At 65.6% G+C, this 14,439-nt stretch carries 12 protein-coding genes; 5 read left to right on the plus strand and 7 right to left on the minus strand.

The genetic code is table 11. The annotated features are described in order from the left end of the window. Positions 1 to 49: 49 nt before the first annotated feature. Positions 50 to 490 carry a large conductance mechanosensitive channel protein MscL gene (gene mscL, locus BLV45_RS11900; protein ID WP_090533126.1) on the plus strand — a complete coding sequence of 147 codons (441 nt, stop codon included), beginning with the start codon at positions 50 to 52 and terminating at the stop codon, positions 488 to 490. 106 nt (positions 491 to 596) lie between these two features. On the opposite strand, the gene BLV45_RS11905 is transcribed toward mscL, so the two are convergent. From BLV45_RS11905 to BLV45_RS11915, 3 genes are all read right to left on the minus strand, one after another. Further along, on the minus strand, positions 597 to 2,600 hold the full coding sequence (locus BLV45_RS11905; protein ID WP_090533128.1) for a hybrid sensor histidine kinase/response regulator: 2,004 nt from the start codon (positions 2,598 to 2,600) through the stop codon (positions 597 to 599). 64 nt (positions 2,601 to 2,664) lie between these two features. After that, a complete protein-coding gene (locus tag BLV45_RS11910) occupies positions 2,665 to 3,192 on the minus strand; it encodes a response regulator (protein ID WP_090533848.1) in 528 nt (175 codons plus the stop codon). A 63-nt stretch (positions 3,193 to 3,255) separates the two neighbouring features. Continuing rightward, positions 3,256 to 4,866: a sensor histidine kinase gene (locus BLV45_RS11915; RefSeq protein WP_090533130.1), complete on the minus strand. Its 1,611-nt coding sequence runs from the start codon at positions 4,864 to 4,866 to the stop codon at positions 3,256 to 3,258. Between the two features lie 396 nt (positions 4,867 to 5,262). Between BLV45_RS11915 and BLV45_RS11920 the strand changes: the two genes are divergently transcribed. Beyond that, positions 5,263 to 5,760 (plus strand): hypothetical protein, encoded by a 498-nt coding sequence (locus tag BLV45_RS11920; RefSeq protein WP_090533132.1) that lies wholly within the window; start codon positions 5,263 to 5,265, stop codon positions 5,758 to 5,760. Positions 5,761 to 5,878: 118 nt separating this feature from the next. Here BLV45_RS11920 and BLV45_RS11925 read toward each other — a convergent pair whose 3' ends face one another. Continuing rightward, positions 5,879 to 8,236: an AsmA family protein gene (locus BLV45_RS11925; protein WP_090533850.1), complete on the minus strand. Its 2,358-nt coding sequence runs from the start codon at positions 8,234 to 8,236 to the stop codon at positions 5,879 to 5,881. 102 nt (positions 8,237 to 8,338) lie between these two features. On the opposite strand from BLV45_RS11925, the gene BLV45_RS11930 reads away from it, so the two are divergent. Both BLV45_RS11930 and BLV45_RS11935 read left to right on the plus strand, forming a co-directional pair. Beyond that, a complete protein-coding gene (locus BLV45_RS11930) occupies positions 8,339 to 9,070 on the plus strand; it encodes an ABC transporter ATP-binding protein (protein ID WP_090533135.1) in 732 nt (243 codons plus the stop codon). Continuing rightward, entirely contained in the window at positions 9,067 to 9,882 is an 816-nt protein-coding gene (locus BLV45_RS11935) for an ABC transporter permease (RefSeq protein WP_090533137.1), read from the plus strand. Before BLV45_RS11930 ends, BLV45_RS11935 begins: the two co-directional genes overlap by 4 nt. A 91-nt stretch (positions 9,883 to 9,973) precedes the next feature. On the opposite strand, the gene BLV45_RS11940 is transcribed toward BLV45_RS11935, so the two are convergent. Both BLV45_RS11940 and BLV45_RS11945 read right to left on the minus strand, forming a co-directional pair. Continuing rightward, positions 9,974 to 10,522, minus strand: a complete 549-nt coding sequence (locus BLV45_RS11940; protein ID WP_090533139.1) for a DUF6013 family protein — start codon at positions 10,520 to 10,522, stop codon at positions 9,974 to 9,976. Between the two features lie 201 nt (positions 10,523 to 10,723). Further along, entirely contained in the window at positions 10,724 to 11,740 is a 1,017-nt protein-coding gene (locus tag BLV45_RS11945; RefSeq protein WP_090533852.1) for a zinc-binding alcohol dehydrogenase family protein, read from the minus strand. 169 nt (positions 11,741 to 11,909) lie between these two features. Between BLV45_RS11945 and BLV45_RS11950 the strand changes: the two genes are divergently transcribed. Then, positions 11,910 to 12,848, plus strand: a complete 939-nt coding sequence (locus tag BLV45_RS11950; RefSeq protein ID WP_090533141.1) for a LysR family transcriptional regulator — start codon at positions 11,910 to 11,912, stop codon at positions 12,846 to 12,848. Between the two features lie 160 nt (positions 12,849 to 13,008). Here the strand turns inward: BLV45_RS11950 and BLV45_RS11955 are convergent, their stop codons facing one another. After that, positions 13,009 to 14,247: a cytochrome P450 gene (locus BLV45_RS11955; protein ID WP_090533143.1), complete on the minus strand. Its 1,239-nt coding sequence runs from the start codon at positions 14,245 to 14,247 to the stop codon at positions 13,009 to 13,011. Positions 14,248 to 14,439: the final 192 nt, after the last annotated feature.

Here is a 14,439-nt window from a genome sequence, read left to right on the forward strand (position 1 = left end):
AAGTACAAAACCGAAGGTCCATGCCTCGATTTCAAGGGAGAAGCAACCAATGAGCATAGTCAAGGAATTCAAGGAATTTGCCGTCAAGGGCAACGTAATGGATCTCGCTGTCGGTGTGATTATCGGCGGCGCATTTTCCACCATCGTCAATTCGATCGTGAAAGACCTGATCATGCCGGTGGTCGGCGTCGTCCTCGGCGGCCTCGATTTCTCGAACATGTTTATCCGGCTCGGGCAGATACCGGCCACGTTCAAGGGCAATCCCGATTCATATAAAGACCTGCAGACGGCCGGCGTCGCCGTATTCGGCTATGGCTCGTTCATCACGGTGCTGATCAACTTCATCATCCTTGCGTTCATCATTTTCCTGATGGTGAAATTCATCAACAACCTGCGCAAACCGGTCGCCGACGCGCCGCCGCCCGCCCCGCCGGAAGACGTCGTCCTGCTGCGCGAAATCCGCGACACGCTGAAGAGCCAGCAACGATAAGCCCGATACGTTCACGGCATCGTCACAAACAAAAAGGCCTGCGCACACATCGCGCAGGCCTTTTTGTTTTGCTGACGCCAGATATCGGCGAGACGCCCGCGCGATATCAGGCCGACGCGGCGCCGCGTCCGCCCGCGTTGCCTGCCTTGCCCGCCTTCACGCTCGCGGCGCTCTCGATCATCTGCTCGAGCTGGATGAAATTGACGGGCTTGGTCAGGTGCGACGTGAAGCCCGCCGCCAGACAGCGCCGCACGTCGTCGTCGGTGCCGAAACCGGTCAGCGCGACGGCCGGCACGTCCGAATGCTCGCGGAACGTCATGATGAAATCGAGCCCGCTGCCATCGGGCAAGCCGACGTCGCTCACGACGAGATCGAACGCAGCGGCCTGCGCCGCCGCCAGCGCGTCGGCCACGCGGCCCACCACGGTCACGTCGTGACCGAGCCCGCGAATGAGCTGCGCCATCACTTCGGCTGTGTCCTCATGATCCTCGATCAGCAGGATCGCGAGCCGCCCTTCCAGATGCGAATCCGGCCGCGCGACGATCGACGCCGGCTCCGCCGGTTTCGCGGCCGTCGGCATCGTGATCGTGAACGTGGCGCCGCAGTGCGCGCCAGGGCTTTTCGCCGTGACCGTGCCGCCGTGCACGTCGGTCAATGCCTTGGTGATCGCGAGTCCCAGACCCAGGCCGCCGAACTGGCGCGTCATGCTCTGGTTGCCCTGCTCGAACGCATTGAAGAGCTTGCCGATCTGCTCGGGCTCGACGCCGATGCCGGTGTCTTCAACGGAAATCTGGATCTGCATGCGCTCGTCGTGCGTGCGTACGTAGATATGGCCGCCGTCGGGCGTGAACTTGGCGGCGTTGCGGATCAGGTTCCACAGCATCTGCTGCAGCCGTGCGCGATCGGCGAGCACATAGTGATTTAGCGCGGCCTTCTCGACGTGTACGTCCTGCTGCTTGACCTGGATTTCGCTGCGAAAGAGTTCGAGCACGCCGTCGATCACGTCGTGTACGTCGACGGTCTCCAGCGAAAGTCGCAACTTGCCGTTCGCCACGCGCGTGAGATCGAGCAGATCGTCGATCAGCCGCGCCTCCAGTTCGACGTTGCGCAGGATCATCCGCAAGCCGGCCTTCGCGCTTTCCGGCAGGTCCGGTATCAGTTCGAGCACGCGCACGCCCGCCAGCACCGGCGTGAGCGGCGTGCGCAACTCGTGCGAGAGCATTGCAAGAAAACGGTCCTTCGCGCGGTTCGCTTCTTCTGCAATCTGGCGGGCGGCCTGCTCGGATGCAAGCAGCCGTTCGCGCTCCTCGATCGCCTCGCGTTGCGGATGGATGTCCGTGCAGCTACCGAACCACTTGCTCACGCCGCCGTCGGGGTCCAGAACGGCAACGATGCGCGCGGCGAACCAGCGCCAGGCGCCGTCATGGCGACGGATGCGCAATTCGTGACGATAATCGGTCGCGCCGCTGCGCACGGCTTTCAGCCACGTCTGGCGGATTTCCTCGCGATCGTCCGGATGCACGGCCTCGAGCCACGCAAGACCGTGTGACGCGATTTCGTTCAGACCCGTGTATTCGAACCATTGCTTCGAGAAGAAATCGCAGTCGCCGTGCGCGTCGCAGGTCAGCACCAGGTGCGGCAACGCCTCCGAAAGCGTGCGGTAGTGCTGCTCGCGATCGCGCAGCAACGCGGCTTCATCCGATGCCTTCTGCAGACGCACCTGCGCCAGCACGCGGTCAACCGCTTCGGGCAGATAGTCGAGGTAATCGCCCGATTTCGGCACGACGTCCGACACGCCCGCGCGCAGCGCCTCGATGACGCGCGATTCGTCGGTGAAGCCGGTCACGAGGATCGCCGGAATGCGCACGCCCTCGGCCCGCAGGCGGCGGAAAAAGTCGAGGCCCGTTTCGGCGTTGCCGAGCTGGTAGTCGAGCACGAGCAGGTTCGGCGCCTCCCGTGCGATGGACTCACGCGCGCTGCCGACCGTCGGACACGTCGCCACACGACACCCCGCCCGTTCGAGCGATTTGCGCGCGAGGCGCAGGATGCCCTCGTCGTCGTCGACGACGAGCACGAAGGCTGGTTGAGGTGATGTGACGTCGTCGGTCATGCTGGCGGTTTGGGTGCGAATGCGCTTCTTGTGCTGGAGAGCCCCGGCAGGCAACTCGCGCGACTCATTGCGCCGGGTGTTGCTGCGGGTGTTGCTGCGGGTTTTGCTGCGGATGTTGCGCCGACACGCGCTGGCCCGGCGGCAGCTTCACGACCTGAAGGAAAAATCCGAGCCGCCGCACGGCTTCGATAAACGCATCATATTCGACCGGCTTCGTGATGTAGACGTTACATCCCAGTTCGTAGCAACGATCGATTTCGCGCGGATCGTCGGTTGTCGTCAGCACGATCACGGGCAGCGCGGCGGTCGAAGGCGTTTCTTTCAGGCGGCGCAGCACCTCGAAACCATCTACGCGCGGCATCTTCAGATCGAGCAGCACGACAAAATTCGCCAGATCGTCGCGTGACGGCAGGCCGGACGCCGTGTCTCGGGCCGGCGCTTCGCCGAAAAAATAGTCGAGCGCTTCCTGGCCGTCGGCAAACCGCAGGAAGCCGTTGGTGAGCCCGGCCCGGCGCAGGTTGCGCTCAACGAGCGTCGCGTGGCCGTCGTCGTCCTCGATCAGGATGATGCCAACCGATTCCCCGTGTGACATGTTTTCCTCCGTTGTCGCCATCCGTCCGTGATGCGCCGCTTACGCGTGCTGCACGGCGCTTCGTCATACGTTTCGCGCGGGCTGCTCCGGCAGCGCGACGAAGAACGTCGAGCCGACACCTTCCGTCGATTCGACCCACACGCGCCCGCCGTGACGCTCGACGACCCGCCGCACGAGCGCGAGGCCGATGCCCTCGCCTTTCGCGATGTCTCCGTGCAGCCGCTGAAACGCGTGAAACACTTTCGACATGTAAGCCGACGGAATACCAAGCCCATTGTCGCGCACATAGAAGGTCCGTGTGCGGTCGGCGGGGACGCGTGCCGACGGCGCATCGGGTTCGAGCGCGCCGACTTCGATCCGGCCCGGCCGCGCCGGATCGAGATAGTTGAGCGCGTTGCCGATCAGGTTGGTGAAGACCTGCTCGATCGCGCCCGGATCGCCCCACGCCGGGGGCAGGTCGCGCACGGTCACAACGGCCGCGCGTTCGCGCACGGCGCCCTGCAATGCATCGACGGCCTGCGCCACCGCCCGCCCGACGCTCACACGCTGTGGATGATATTCGAGCCGCCCGGCGCGCGAGATCGTCAGCAACGCCTCGATGATGGCCGCGGCGCGCGTGACGGAAATGCGCAGGAACCGCAGCGATTCGCGCATGTCGCCATCGAGCACCGCGGCGAGACGCTGCTGTTCGTGCGCCGGCAGGTTCGCCGATTCGACGGTGGCGCGCAGATCGTCGCACGAAACCTGCAACTCCTTCGAGAACCCCTGCAGGTTGACGAGCGGCGAGCGCAGATCGTGCGACACGCTGTAGATGAACATCTCGTTGTCCTGCGCGCCCTGCCGCAATTCCTCGTTGACGTGTGCCAGTTCGGCCGCGCGCGCCTGCAGCTTCGCCTTGAGCGTCGCGTGTTCGCTCCCGGCCGCGCGCAGGCGCGCGCCGGTTTGGTGCAGGACGGCGTCGAGCGCGGAAATTTCGTCGCGGCCTGGCAGCGGCTCGGCCAGTGGCAGGCCGTCGCCCAGGCGCGCTGCGTTGTCCGTCAGCACGGCGATGCGCCGCCCGAAATGGCGCGCGACGACGAGCGCCGTGAGCGCCCAGATCAGCATCGAGCCAACGATGGCGCCAATCAGCGTGGACTGCTGGCGCCCGCGGGTTTCCGCGAGCGCGGCGCGGCGCGCGGCGTCGCGCGCCGATTCCGTGGCGACCAGCGCGTCCAGGCGGTCACGGAACACGGCGATCGGCGCCGGTACGTCGTCGCGCTCCGCCGCGGCGAGCGCGCTCACGTCGCGTTTGTCGCGCAGCGCCTGCCTGATCGCGTCGGCATGAGCGTGCCAGGTGTCGAGCGCGGCGCGCATTTCGCGCACGTGCTGGCGCGCGGGCGGACTGTCGGCGACAAGATGGTCGAGCTGGGCGAGCCGGCTGGTGAGATCGGCCCAGACCGCGTCGCTGCCGGCGAGCGACGCATCGCCCGCGACAAGCGCCGTGCGAACGCGCACCGCCTCGCCCAGCAACGGGTCCATCAGGGAAGAAGCCCGGTACAGGATCTGCGCGCTGCCCGCGACCGATCGCGCGGCATCGGCCGTCTGCGCCTGCGTGTTGAAGACGGCACCGAGCAGCGCCAGTTCGATGGCGCCGGGCACTGCGATCAGCAACAGGCCTTTGGTGTACAGGTTCATGAATGTCCGGCAGTCCAGGGAGTCCAGGGAATCGCGGCGACCTGCCATCGGGTCTTGCCTTCTGGCCGCACCGCGCCACCGTGTTCCGGTGTGACGCGGGTGCGGACCGAAGAGAAAGGGCCGGGACATTATGCCCCGAATCGGCGACATCCCGACGCAACCGGCAGATGCGGTGCCGCACATAAAAATGCCTTTTTTATGGGTGCCGGAGTCAACAGCGCGGCGGCTGAGTCTATTATGGTGTTAGATGTTCGGAGATGCGAAAGCGCGCGGCGAGCGGATACGACATGAATCGTGCGGATCGAGTGATGGACGAACCGTCGAATCACCGTGAATCCGGCATCGTCGTATGCTATAAAAGATCGACGTGCGGCGCGCGAAGCCGGGAGTGGTCGCATGAGGACGCTGCGTTTCTTGCAATTCTTTTTCAGGCGAATTTTTATGTCCTTCCCGAAAAAGCGCAGGCGCGCGAAGACGGACGGCGATGAGTCGTTCCTCGCGGTGCTGCGGCATTTCAAGCCGTTCGGCCAGCTCGACACCAAGATCGCGCGGGCCCGTGCGCAAGACGAACCCGTGCTCTACGCTCATGTCCTCCCGGGGCTCGACGTGCTGTTGTGCAGCGTGCGCGGCGCCCATCCTCCTTATCCTGAAGTCGCCGAGTTGCGTCGGCGCTGCATCGAATCGATTGCGAATGCGCTGGAGCAGCCGCTCGACGGACTCGAAAACGGCGGCTACTGGTACGAGGCGAACGGCTTCGGCTTTCTGGTGTTCGCGAGCCGGGCACGTGCGCGCATCCTGCCCGAGTTCGGCGCGGCGAAGGCCGCCGCCGGTACACATCGCGGCGTGCGCCGGCAGGACGCAGCGGGCGATGCGGCCCCGCGCTCGCTTCGCTAGCGCTCCGGTTCAAATCCAGCAGACGGTCGTTATTCCAGCGCGACAGTGACTGTCGTTTCACCATGGACGCCTGCTGCACTGTTTATGCCGTCGCGCAGCGGCGCGGCGACCACGACGCTCAACTCCCCTTGTATTGGGCCGCGCTGGCCGGCGACATCCGCATGGCGGGCGCGGACGGCGCCTGAACGCGCGCCCCGTTTGCCTCCGAGGCCGCCGCGTCCACGCCGCGCGGCGTCTTCATCTTCTGGCCGGGCGGCGGCGCGTCGGGACGCGCACGCATCTGCGTGAGGAGATCGTTGCACGGAAGCGCCTTGTTGTTGCTTGGCGCGATCAGCGGAATCAACGCGGCGAACGGGTTGAGCAGGCCGAGGCCGATCATCGCGCCGCCGCGCACCGCCAGCGCCGTCGCGTTCACGCCGACGTGCGGGTCCTTGAACGTTCCCTTCACGTACAGCGGCGAGCGCAGCGAGAAGACACGGAAACCCTTCGTGTGCGGATGGATGTTGAGGTCCATCGTCTCGTTCTTCAGGTTGATGTTGCCGTCCATGTTGATGACGGCGTCGTCGGTATCGAGCGCGAACACTTTCGAGTCGAGCACGCCGTTCGTCACGACAAAATCCGCCGCCGCGCAGTTGATCTTCACGTCGCGCTTGCCGAAGAGCTTTTCATAGACGACGTTCGCCACGTTCAACCCGGCCGCTTCCATGTACAGGCGGCTCACCGTGCCGTCGGTGATCAGCGCCTTCACTTCGCCGTTCGACGTCGCCGCAAGCGTCGCGGGCGAATTGCCGGTGGCCGAGAGCGCGGCGTCGCCATTCACTTCGCCAAGTGCGCTCTGCATCGTCTTCACGGTCGGGAACAGCTGCTTCAGCTTCAGATGCCGCGCCTGCGAGCCGACGCGCGCCTTCAGCGGCGTGGTGCTGCCATCGAGGTTGATGTTCGAATCGAGCGTGCCGCCCGCCACGCCGAACCTGAGCGGCTCAAGCGCGAGCGCGCCGTCCTTCATCACGACGTGCGTGTAGAGATCGGTGATCGGCAGGCCCGGATCCTTGATGATGCGACGGCCGGTGAACTTCACGTCGGCATCGATCTCCTTCCAGCGATCCGTGCGGAATTCCTCCACGGGCAACGCCTTGCCGGACGGCTGGTCGGGCGCGGCGCCGCGCTTCGCCTTGCTTGCGTTCGAATCGGCGCCGATGATCGGCGCGAGATCCTTGAACTGCAACAGGTTCGACACCAGCACGCCCTGCAGCAGTGGACGCGGCTTCTGCGCGGTGTAAGTCATCGATCCGTTCAGATCGCTGCCGCCTACCCGGCCCGTGAAATTTTCGTATTTGAAGACGCCGCCATCCGGCTTGAACTGCCCGATCAGGTGCCCTTCCGTCGCGTAGGGCGGCGTGTCGGGGAGCGTGACCCCGGTGAACGGATACAGGTGCGCCATGCTCACGCCCTGCAGCCAGAGCCGCAGGTCGATCGCCGCGAGGTGGACCGGATCGGTCACGGTGCCGACAACCGCGATCCGCGTATCGCCGACCCGTACGTCGGCCTGGATGGGGAACGGGCGCGTCGTGTCCTGCACGGCGAGCACGCCGCCGACCTTCCCGCTGCCCGAAAGCGGCGTCGCGTTATAGGTGCCCTTGAGCGTCCAGCCGATGCCATACGTCGGCGCGCTCCGTTGCGCGCTCGCCGTGACGGGCACGCTGGCACCGGACACCGCCGCCGTCACCGACGCGCCAGAGACGCCAGCCGGCTCCGATGCAGCCGACGCGGCCGATGCCGCGGAAGCCGCCGAAGCCGCCGCGACCTGCTTCGCGAGCCTGCTTGCACCCTGCTTGCCCACCACCTGCGCCGACGCATTGCGCGAAGCCTCTTCCTGCGCCTTCATGACGTCGCCAATCGGAACCGGTTGCCCGAGCATATCGACGACCATCTGCATGTCGGCCTTCTTCTGCTGGTCGGCGTACGCGATGTTGCCTTTGGCGAACTGGATATCATGCAGTTCGAGCTTCCATTCCGACGGGCCCGCAGACGAGGCAATCCTGAACGTCCAGTTGTTGCGCCCGTCGCGAAGCCGCTCCAGATCGATGGAAGGATTCACGAGATTGATCGCGGGAATGACGATGTCGTGCGCGAGCAGCGGCAGGACCTTGATCTGGAAATCGATTTCATCGAGCGTCGCGAAGTGCGGCTGCTTCGCCCAGTCGGGATTGCCGACCGTGATGTTTTCAGCGGAAAGGCGCGGCCAGGGCACCCACGCGCGCCATCCGGTCTCGCCGACCGGATGGCGCCAGCCCAGCTTGAGGTCGCCTTCGATGGCAAACGGGCGACCGATCGCCTGGCTCACCTTGTCGTTGATATACGGACGCGCACGGTTCCAGTCGAACGTCAGGATGAAAACGACCAGCGCCGCAATGACCACGGCGAGTATCGCCAGCACCCATGCGAAGATTTTTCCGGTCCGTCGCGATACCGCCATGAGCATTCCCTTCCATTTTTCTTTATCGATGGCGCAGCACACGCCGTGCCCGCCCTGCTGCGTCTATCATGACGCACTGCCACACAGCCCGCCCGAAACACCATGCCGGACATTCCGATCGTAGAGACCTTCGACCTGTGCCGCCGCGATGCGGAGCGCGGCCAGGTGCTGCTTCAGCCGACTTCGTTTTCGCTCTTCGCCGGCGACCGCGTCGCCGTTACCGGTCCGTCCGGCTCGGGCAAGAGCGTGTTTCTGCGCGCGCTGGCCCTGCTCGACCCGCTCGATGCAGGCCGCATCGAATGGCATGGCAAAGCCGTTTCACGGATCAGGATGCCGCAATACCGGCGCCACATCGCGTATATCCGGCAGCGGCCCGCCATTCTCGATGGCACGGTCGAGGACAACCTGCGCTATCCGTACACCTTGCGCGCGTATCGCGACGTGCGGTTCGATCGTGAACGCGCGCGTTCGTTCGCGGAACAGGCGGGTCGCGGCGGCGATTTTCTCGACCGGTACGCAAGCGAGCTGTCCGGCGGCGAGGCGCAGATCACCGCGCTCATCCGCGTGCTGCAACTCGAGCCGGAGGTGCTGCTGTTCGACGAACCGACCGCGTCGCTCGACCCCGAGTCCTCGCATGCGATCGAAGCGCTCGTCAACGCGTGGCTCGATCCGGCCGATGCGCGGCGCGCTTCGGTGTGGGTCTCGCACGACCTGGCCCAGGCGGCGCGCGTGAGCGACCGTCATCTCACGATGCGCGCGGGTGTGTTGACCGAAATCACCCAACCCGCTGCGCCGCCGGGTACACAAGGTGACGTTCGGGAGGGTACGCGATGAGCCAGGGCCTGCAGAACCTGAGCCTGTGGGACGTCGGTATCGCGGCGCTCCTGATCGTGGTGAACGGCGCGGTATCGGTGGCGCTGAAGCTCGACCTCGAACGCAAGCTCGCATGGGCGGCGGTTCGCACGGTCGTCCAGCTTCTCGCGATCGGTTACGTGCTCGGCTGGGTGTTCGCCTACGCCCGCTGGTTCGTGGTCCTGCCGCTGATGATCCTGATGACGCTGATTGCCGGCTTCGCAGGCGCGCAGCGCGGGCTGCGCACCTACGCGGGACAGCGTGCGGACAGCATCGTGTCGATCTGGGTCAGTTCGTGGCTCGTCGCCGCGGTCGGGCTTTTCGCCGTGATCCGCATTCATCCGTGGTACGAACCGCAATACGCGATTCCGATTCTCGGGATGATCCTCGGCAATACGCTGACCGGTGTCTCGCTGGGCATCGAACGCATGATGGAAGAGCTGACCGCGCGGCGCGATCGCGTCGACATGGCGCTCGCGCTCGGCGCGACGCGCTGGGAAGCGGCGCAGGGCCCCGCGCGGCAGGCGGTGCGGGCGGGCATGATTCCGACGCTCAACCAGATGGCTGTCGTCGGCGTGGTGAGCCTGCCCGGCATGATGACGGGCCAGGTGCTGGCGGGACAATCGCCGCTGCAGGCGGTGCGCTATCAGATCGTGATCATGTTCCTGATCGCGGCTTCATCGGCGCTCGGCACGGTGGGCGCCGTGCTGCTCACGTACCGGCGGCTCTTTTCCGCCGAGCACCGGTTCCTCGCGTCGCGGCTCGTTGACCGCGCGGCGCGCGCGCGACGCTGAAAGCGCAGCCGCCGCCGTCAGGCGGCGGGTTCGGGTTCGCGTTTGCGTCCGGTTCCGCCGGTGCGCGTGAACACGTCAGCACGTCAACCCGTCAGCGCCGCGCCGACACGACGACCTGCGTGCCATCGTTGATCTTGATCGTCTTCGCGGTGCCGTTGGTCTGCATCGTGAAGCGGACGACCTGGCTTATCGTCACGTCGTTCGGACACTTGAGCTTCTGGCCGCCGGCCGTCACCGACTTCGTGCCTTTCGGCGTCTGGGCCTGGAAGTTCATCTGCACGGTGGCGGTGCCGTCACTCGCGACGACCGGCGCGAGGCGCACCTGGGTCTGACGGATCATCGCGCCGTTCGCGTCGACCGGCAGCGAAGAGTAGTTCGGGCACTGGTCGGAGCCCGGGACGGGGCCACCCGGCGGCACGGTCTTCCACGTGTAGTCGTCCATCTGGCCGGAGCGGATCTGGCGGGTCTCCTGCGAGTTGCCGAACTGCTTCGACGTGACCTTGACCGTGTACTTGATCGGTCCGTCCATCGCCGACTGCGACGTGACCGTGATTGGCGTCGCGGCCTGCGACAGCGTCGCAAACCCGCATACGGCTAAAGCAGCAACAGAAACGGCGAAACATCTAAGGCTGGGACTCATATCGTCACCTCGTTGTTGTGCCGCTGCGTGCCCGCCAGGCGGTCGCGCAGCCGTTGTTACACGATACGCTACCCGTCTAGTCTACCGCCAGGCGGCAACGCGCGCGCTTCCGGCGAATCGGGTATTACCCCGCTTGCGGCGGCGCCATTTCTGTTCCTGCCTGTTCCTGGGTATTCCTGAGTTCGAGTGAGTTCGACCGCGTCAGAATCCGCTCAGCACGAGCTTGCCGATCGCGCGACCCTGTTCGAGCATCGCATGCGCGCGGCGCAGGTTCGCGGCGTTGATCGGGCCGAGGTTCTCGCCGAGCGTCGTGCGCAGCGTGCCGGCATCGATCAGACGCCCCACTTCGGTCAGCAGCTTGTGCTGCTCGATCATGTCGGGCGTGCCGAACATCGAACGCGTGAACATGAATTCCCAGTGAAACGCGGCGCTCTTCGCCTTCAGCAGCTCGACGGCGATCGGCGCGCTGTTTTCCACGATCGTGCAGATGCCGCCTTGCGGTTTGATGACAGCGGCGGCGGCCGGAAAATGCCGGTCGGTGTCGTTGAAGATCAGCACGTAGTCGACCTGTTCGTGACCGAGCGCCTTCAACTGCGCCGGGATGTCCTTGAAGTGATCGACGATATGGTCCGCGCCGAGTTCTGTCGCCCACTTCGCCGATTCGGGCCGCGATGCGGTCGCGATCACCTTCAGCTTGCCGAGTTGCTTCGCGAGCTGGATGCCGATCGAACCCACGCCGCCCGCGCCGCCGACGATCAGCACCGTCCGTCCGCCGTCCCTGCCTTCCGGCGAAACGCCGAGGCGTGAGAAAAGCGCTTCCCATGCGGTGATCGCCGTCAGCGGCAACGCCGCCGCGTGCGAGAAATCGAGCGAAGCCGGCTTGCGCCCGACGATCCGCTCGTCGACCAGATGGTATTCGCTGTTCGCGCCCGGCCGCGTGATGCTACCTGCATAGAACACGGGATCGCCCACCTTGAAGAGCGTGACGTCGGGGCCGACGGCGGCAACCGTTCCGGCTGCGTCCCAGCCGAGTACGCGAGGCGTGGCCTCGGTCTGGTCCTTCGGCGCGCGCACCTTGGCGTCCACCGGATTCACGGAAATCGCCTCCACCTTGACGAGCAGATCGTGGCCGGCGGCCTCGGGTCTGGCGATCTCGATGTCGATGAGGGATTCGGGGTTGTCGATGGGCAGATAGCGATGAAGACCGATGGCTTTCATGGGGAACTCCTGATTCACGGATTTCAGTTCGAAACGGGCGACCGGCACGCCTAAGCGGGCTTTCTGTTCCTCTATGGCGCGTTCCGGTCGGACTGATGTCATCGTAGGCCGTTCTTTATTCTTCTAAAACCGCGATAATGACTGAAACATTTTCCTGATTTTCCGAACAATGACCTCTTCTCGACCGCAACGGGAGCGGGAACGGCTCGATCTGCTCGACGTCGCGCTGTTCGTGCGCGCCGCGCTGCTGAACAACCTCTCGGCGGCCGGGCGTGAATTCGGGCTGTCGGCTGCCGTGGCGAGCGCGCGGATCGCGAGCCTGGAGCAACTGCTCGGCGCGCGGCTTCTGCACCGTACGACGCGTCGTATCAGTCTCACGCAGGACGGCGAAGCGTTCATGACGCATGCGCAGACGCTGCTCGATGCCGCCGATACGGCACGCGGCTCGGTCGGCAATGCGCAGTCGGGGCCGCAAGGCCGGCTGCGCGTGACGATGCCTTCGTCGTTCGGGCGTCAGCACGTGTCGCCCGTGATGCCCACCTTCCTGCGGCAATATCCGGGCGTGAGCATCGACCTGCGCCTGACCGACCAGATGGTCGATCTCGTCGACGCCGGGATCGACGTCGCGATCCGGCTCGGTGCGCTGAAGGATTCGTCGCTGGTTGCGCGGCGGCTTGCGGTGAACCGCCGCGTGATCTGCTGCTCGCCCGCGTATCTGAAGGCGCGCGGCACGCCGCGGCATCCGTCCGATCTCGTCGATCACGAATGCGTGATGCTCTCGGATCAACGCGACTGGGGGTTCGTGACACCCACCGGCCGGGTCAACGTGCGCGTACACGGCCGTCTCGCCACCGACAACGGCGAGGTGATCCGCGACGCGTTGCTCGACGGCTTCGGCATCGCGCTGAAGTCGACGTGGGATGTCGCGGCGCACCTGCGTAGCGGCGAGCTCGTGACGATTCTCGACAACTATCCGCTCGCCGAGACGGTGGCGATCTGGGCGGTGTATCCGACGCGCACCTTCGTGCCGCCGAAGACGCTCGCCTTCATCGATTTTCTCGCGGCGCATTTCGGCGATCCGCCGTACTGGGATCAGGCGCCGCGTTAGCTGTGCGGGTGCGGTGAAGACGTGCGCGCCGTGGCGTTTCGAGCGTGCGCAAACGCTGCGTGATCAGGCTGCAACTTCTTGCGTGGCGCCAGAAAAAGATGCAGACGTCGATGCGTCCGCGCGTGGGACTGACGTAGGACAACGTGGAACCAGCGTGAGACTAGCGCACCCGGCAAGGCACGGCCGCATAGCCGCGAAAGCGCACACGCCCGCCTCTCACCGGCTCGCCGCTCAGCCGGCAGGCCGGAAAGCGCTGCACGAACCGGCCGATCGCGATGCGCGCTTCGAGCCGCGCGAGCGACAGCCCCGCGCACTGATGGATGCCAAAACCGAACGCAAGATGCCGGTTGGGCGCGCGGCGAATGTCGAACCGGTCCGGCTCGGCGAACTGCTCCGGATCGCGATTCGCGGCGCCGATGCACAACGTGACCGGCGTGCCCTTCGCTACCGCGACACCGCCGATTTCCGTGTCGACCGTCGTCATGCGATTGCCCAGCTGGTTCGAGCTTTCGAAGCGCAGGCATTCTTCCACCGCGCTCGCGATCAGGTCCGGTTCGCGTTGCAGCGCCGCGCGTGCGTCCGGCCATTCGCTGAGCGTGACGATACCGTTGCCGATGAGGTTCGTCGTGGTCTCATGACCTGCATTGAGGATGAAGATGCAGTTCTGCAGCAGCTCGACCTCGGAAAGACGCTCGCCGCCGCTTTCACCTTCAGTTTCACCTTGAATCAGGCGCGTGAGCACGTCGTGCTGCGGATCGCCCGGCGTGCGTCGACGCGCGGCGACGAGGCCCTTCAGATAGCTCACGAACCCGGTCACCGCGCGATTGCCGCGTTCGAGTTGCGCTTCGGTCGGCGCGGGTTCGAGCGCGCCGAGAATGGCGAGCGACCACTCGCGCAACGGCGCGCGCTCGCTGTGCGGCACGTCGAGCAGATTGCCGATGACCTCGACCGGAATCGCCGACGCGAACTCGCCGATCAGATCGATCTCGCCGCGTTCGGCCGCCGCATCGAGCAGGCCGTCGACGAGCCGGATCAGACCCGGCTCCATCGCCGCGATCGCGCGCGCGGTCAGCGCGCCGGCGATCAGCTTGCGCACGCGCGTGTGCAACGGCGGGTCGTTGAAGACGAGGCTCGTCGTGTGATGCGCGTATAGCGGCGATTCGCCGTATTTCGGCCGGAACTCGACCTTCTTGTCGGAACTGAACGTCTTCGGATCGCGATACACGGCCTGCACGTCGCGATAGCGCGTGAGAAAGAGCGAGCCGTCCGGCATGCGCCTGACCGGCTCGTGTGTGCGCAGCGCGCGATAGACCGGGTAAGGATCGGCATGGAACGCGGGCGTCAGATGGCGAAGGTCGAAATCGCGGACGAGCGCTCGTTCGTCGGTGTCTGAGGGCATCGCGGGTCTCCGGTTGTCGTCTGCTGGCGTTCGTCTGTGCTTTTTTGCCCGGCGCGCGTTGCGTGGATGTTGCGCGGGCGTGCCATCCGTTACGCGAGTATGCGGCACCGCTGCGCCCATCCGGCCGAAGCGCTCGCGCCGAACCGTTACAATAACCGGATTTCCCGCGCGTGCATGCGCCCGCCCGATACC

The organism is Paraburkholderia sartisoli (assembly GCF_900107685.1).
GTDB lineage: Bacteria > Pseudomonadota > Gammaproteobacteria > Burkholderiales > Burkholderiaceae > Paraburkholderia > Paraburkholderia sartisoli.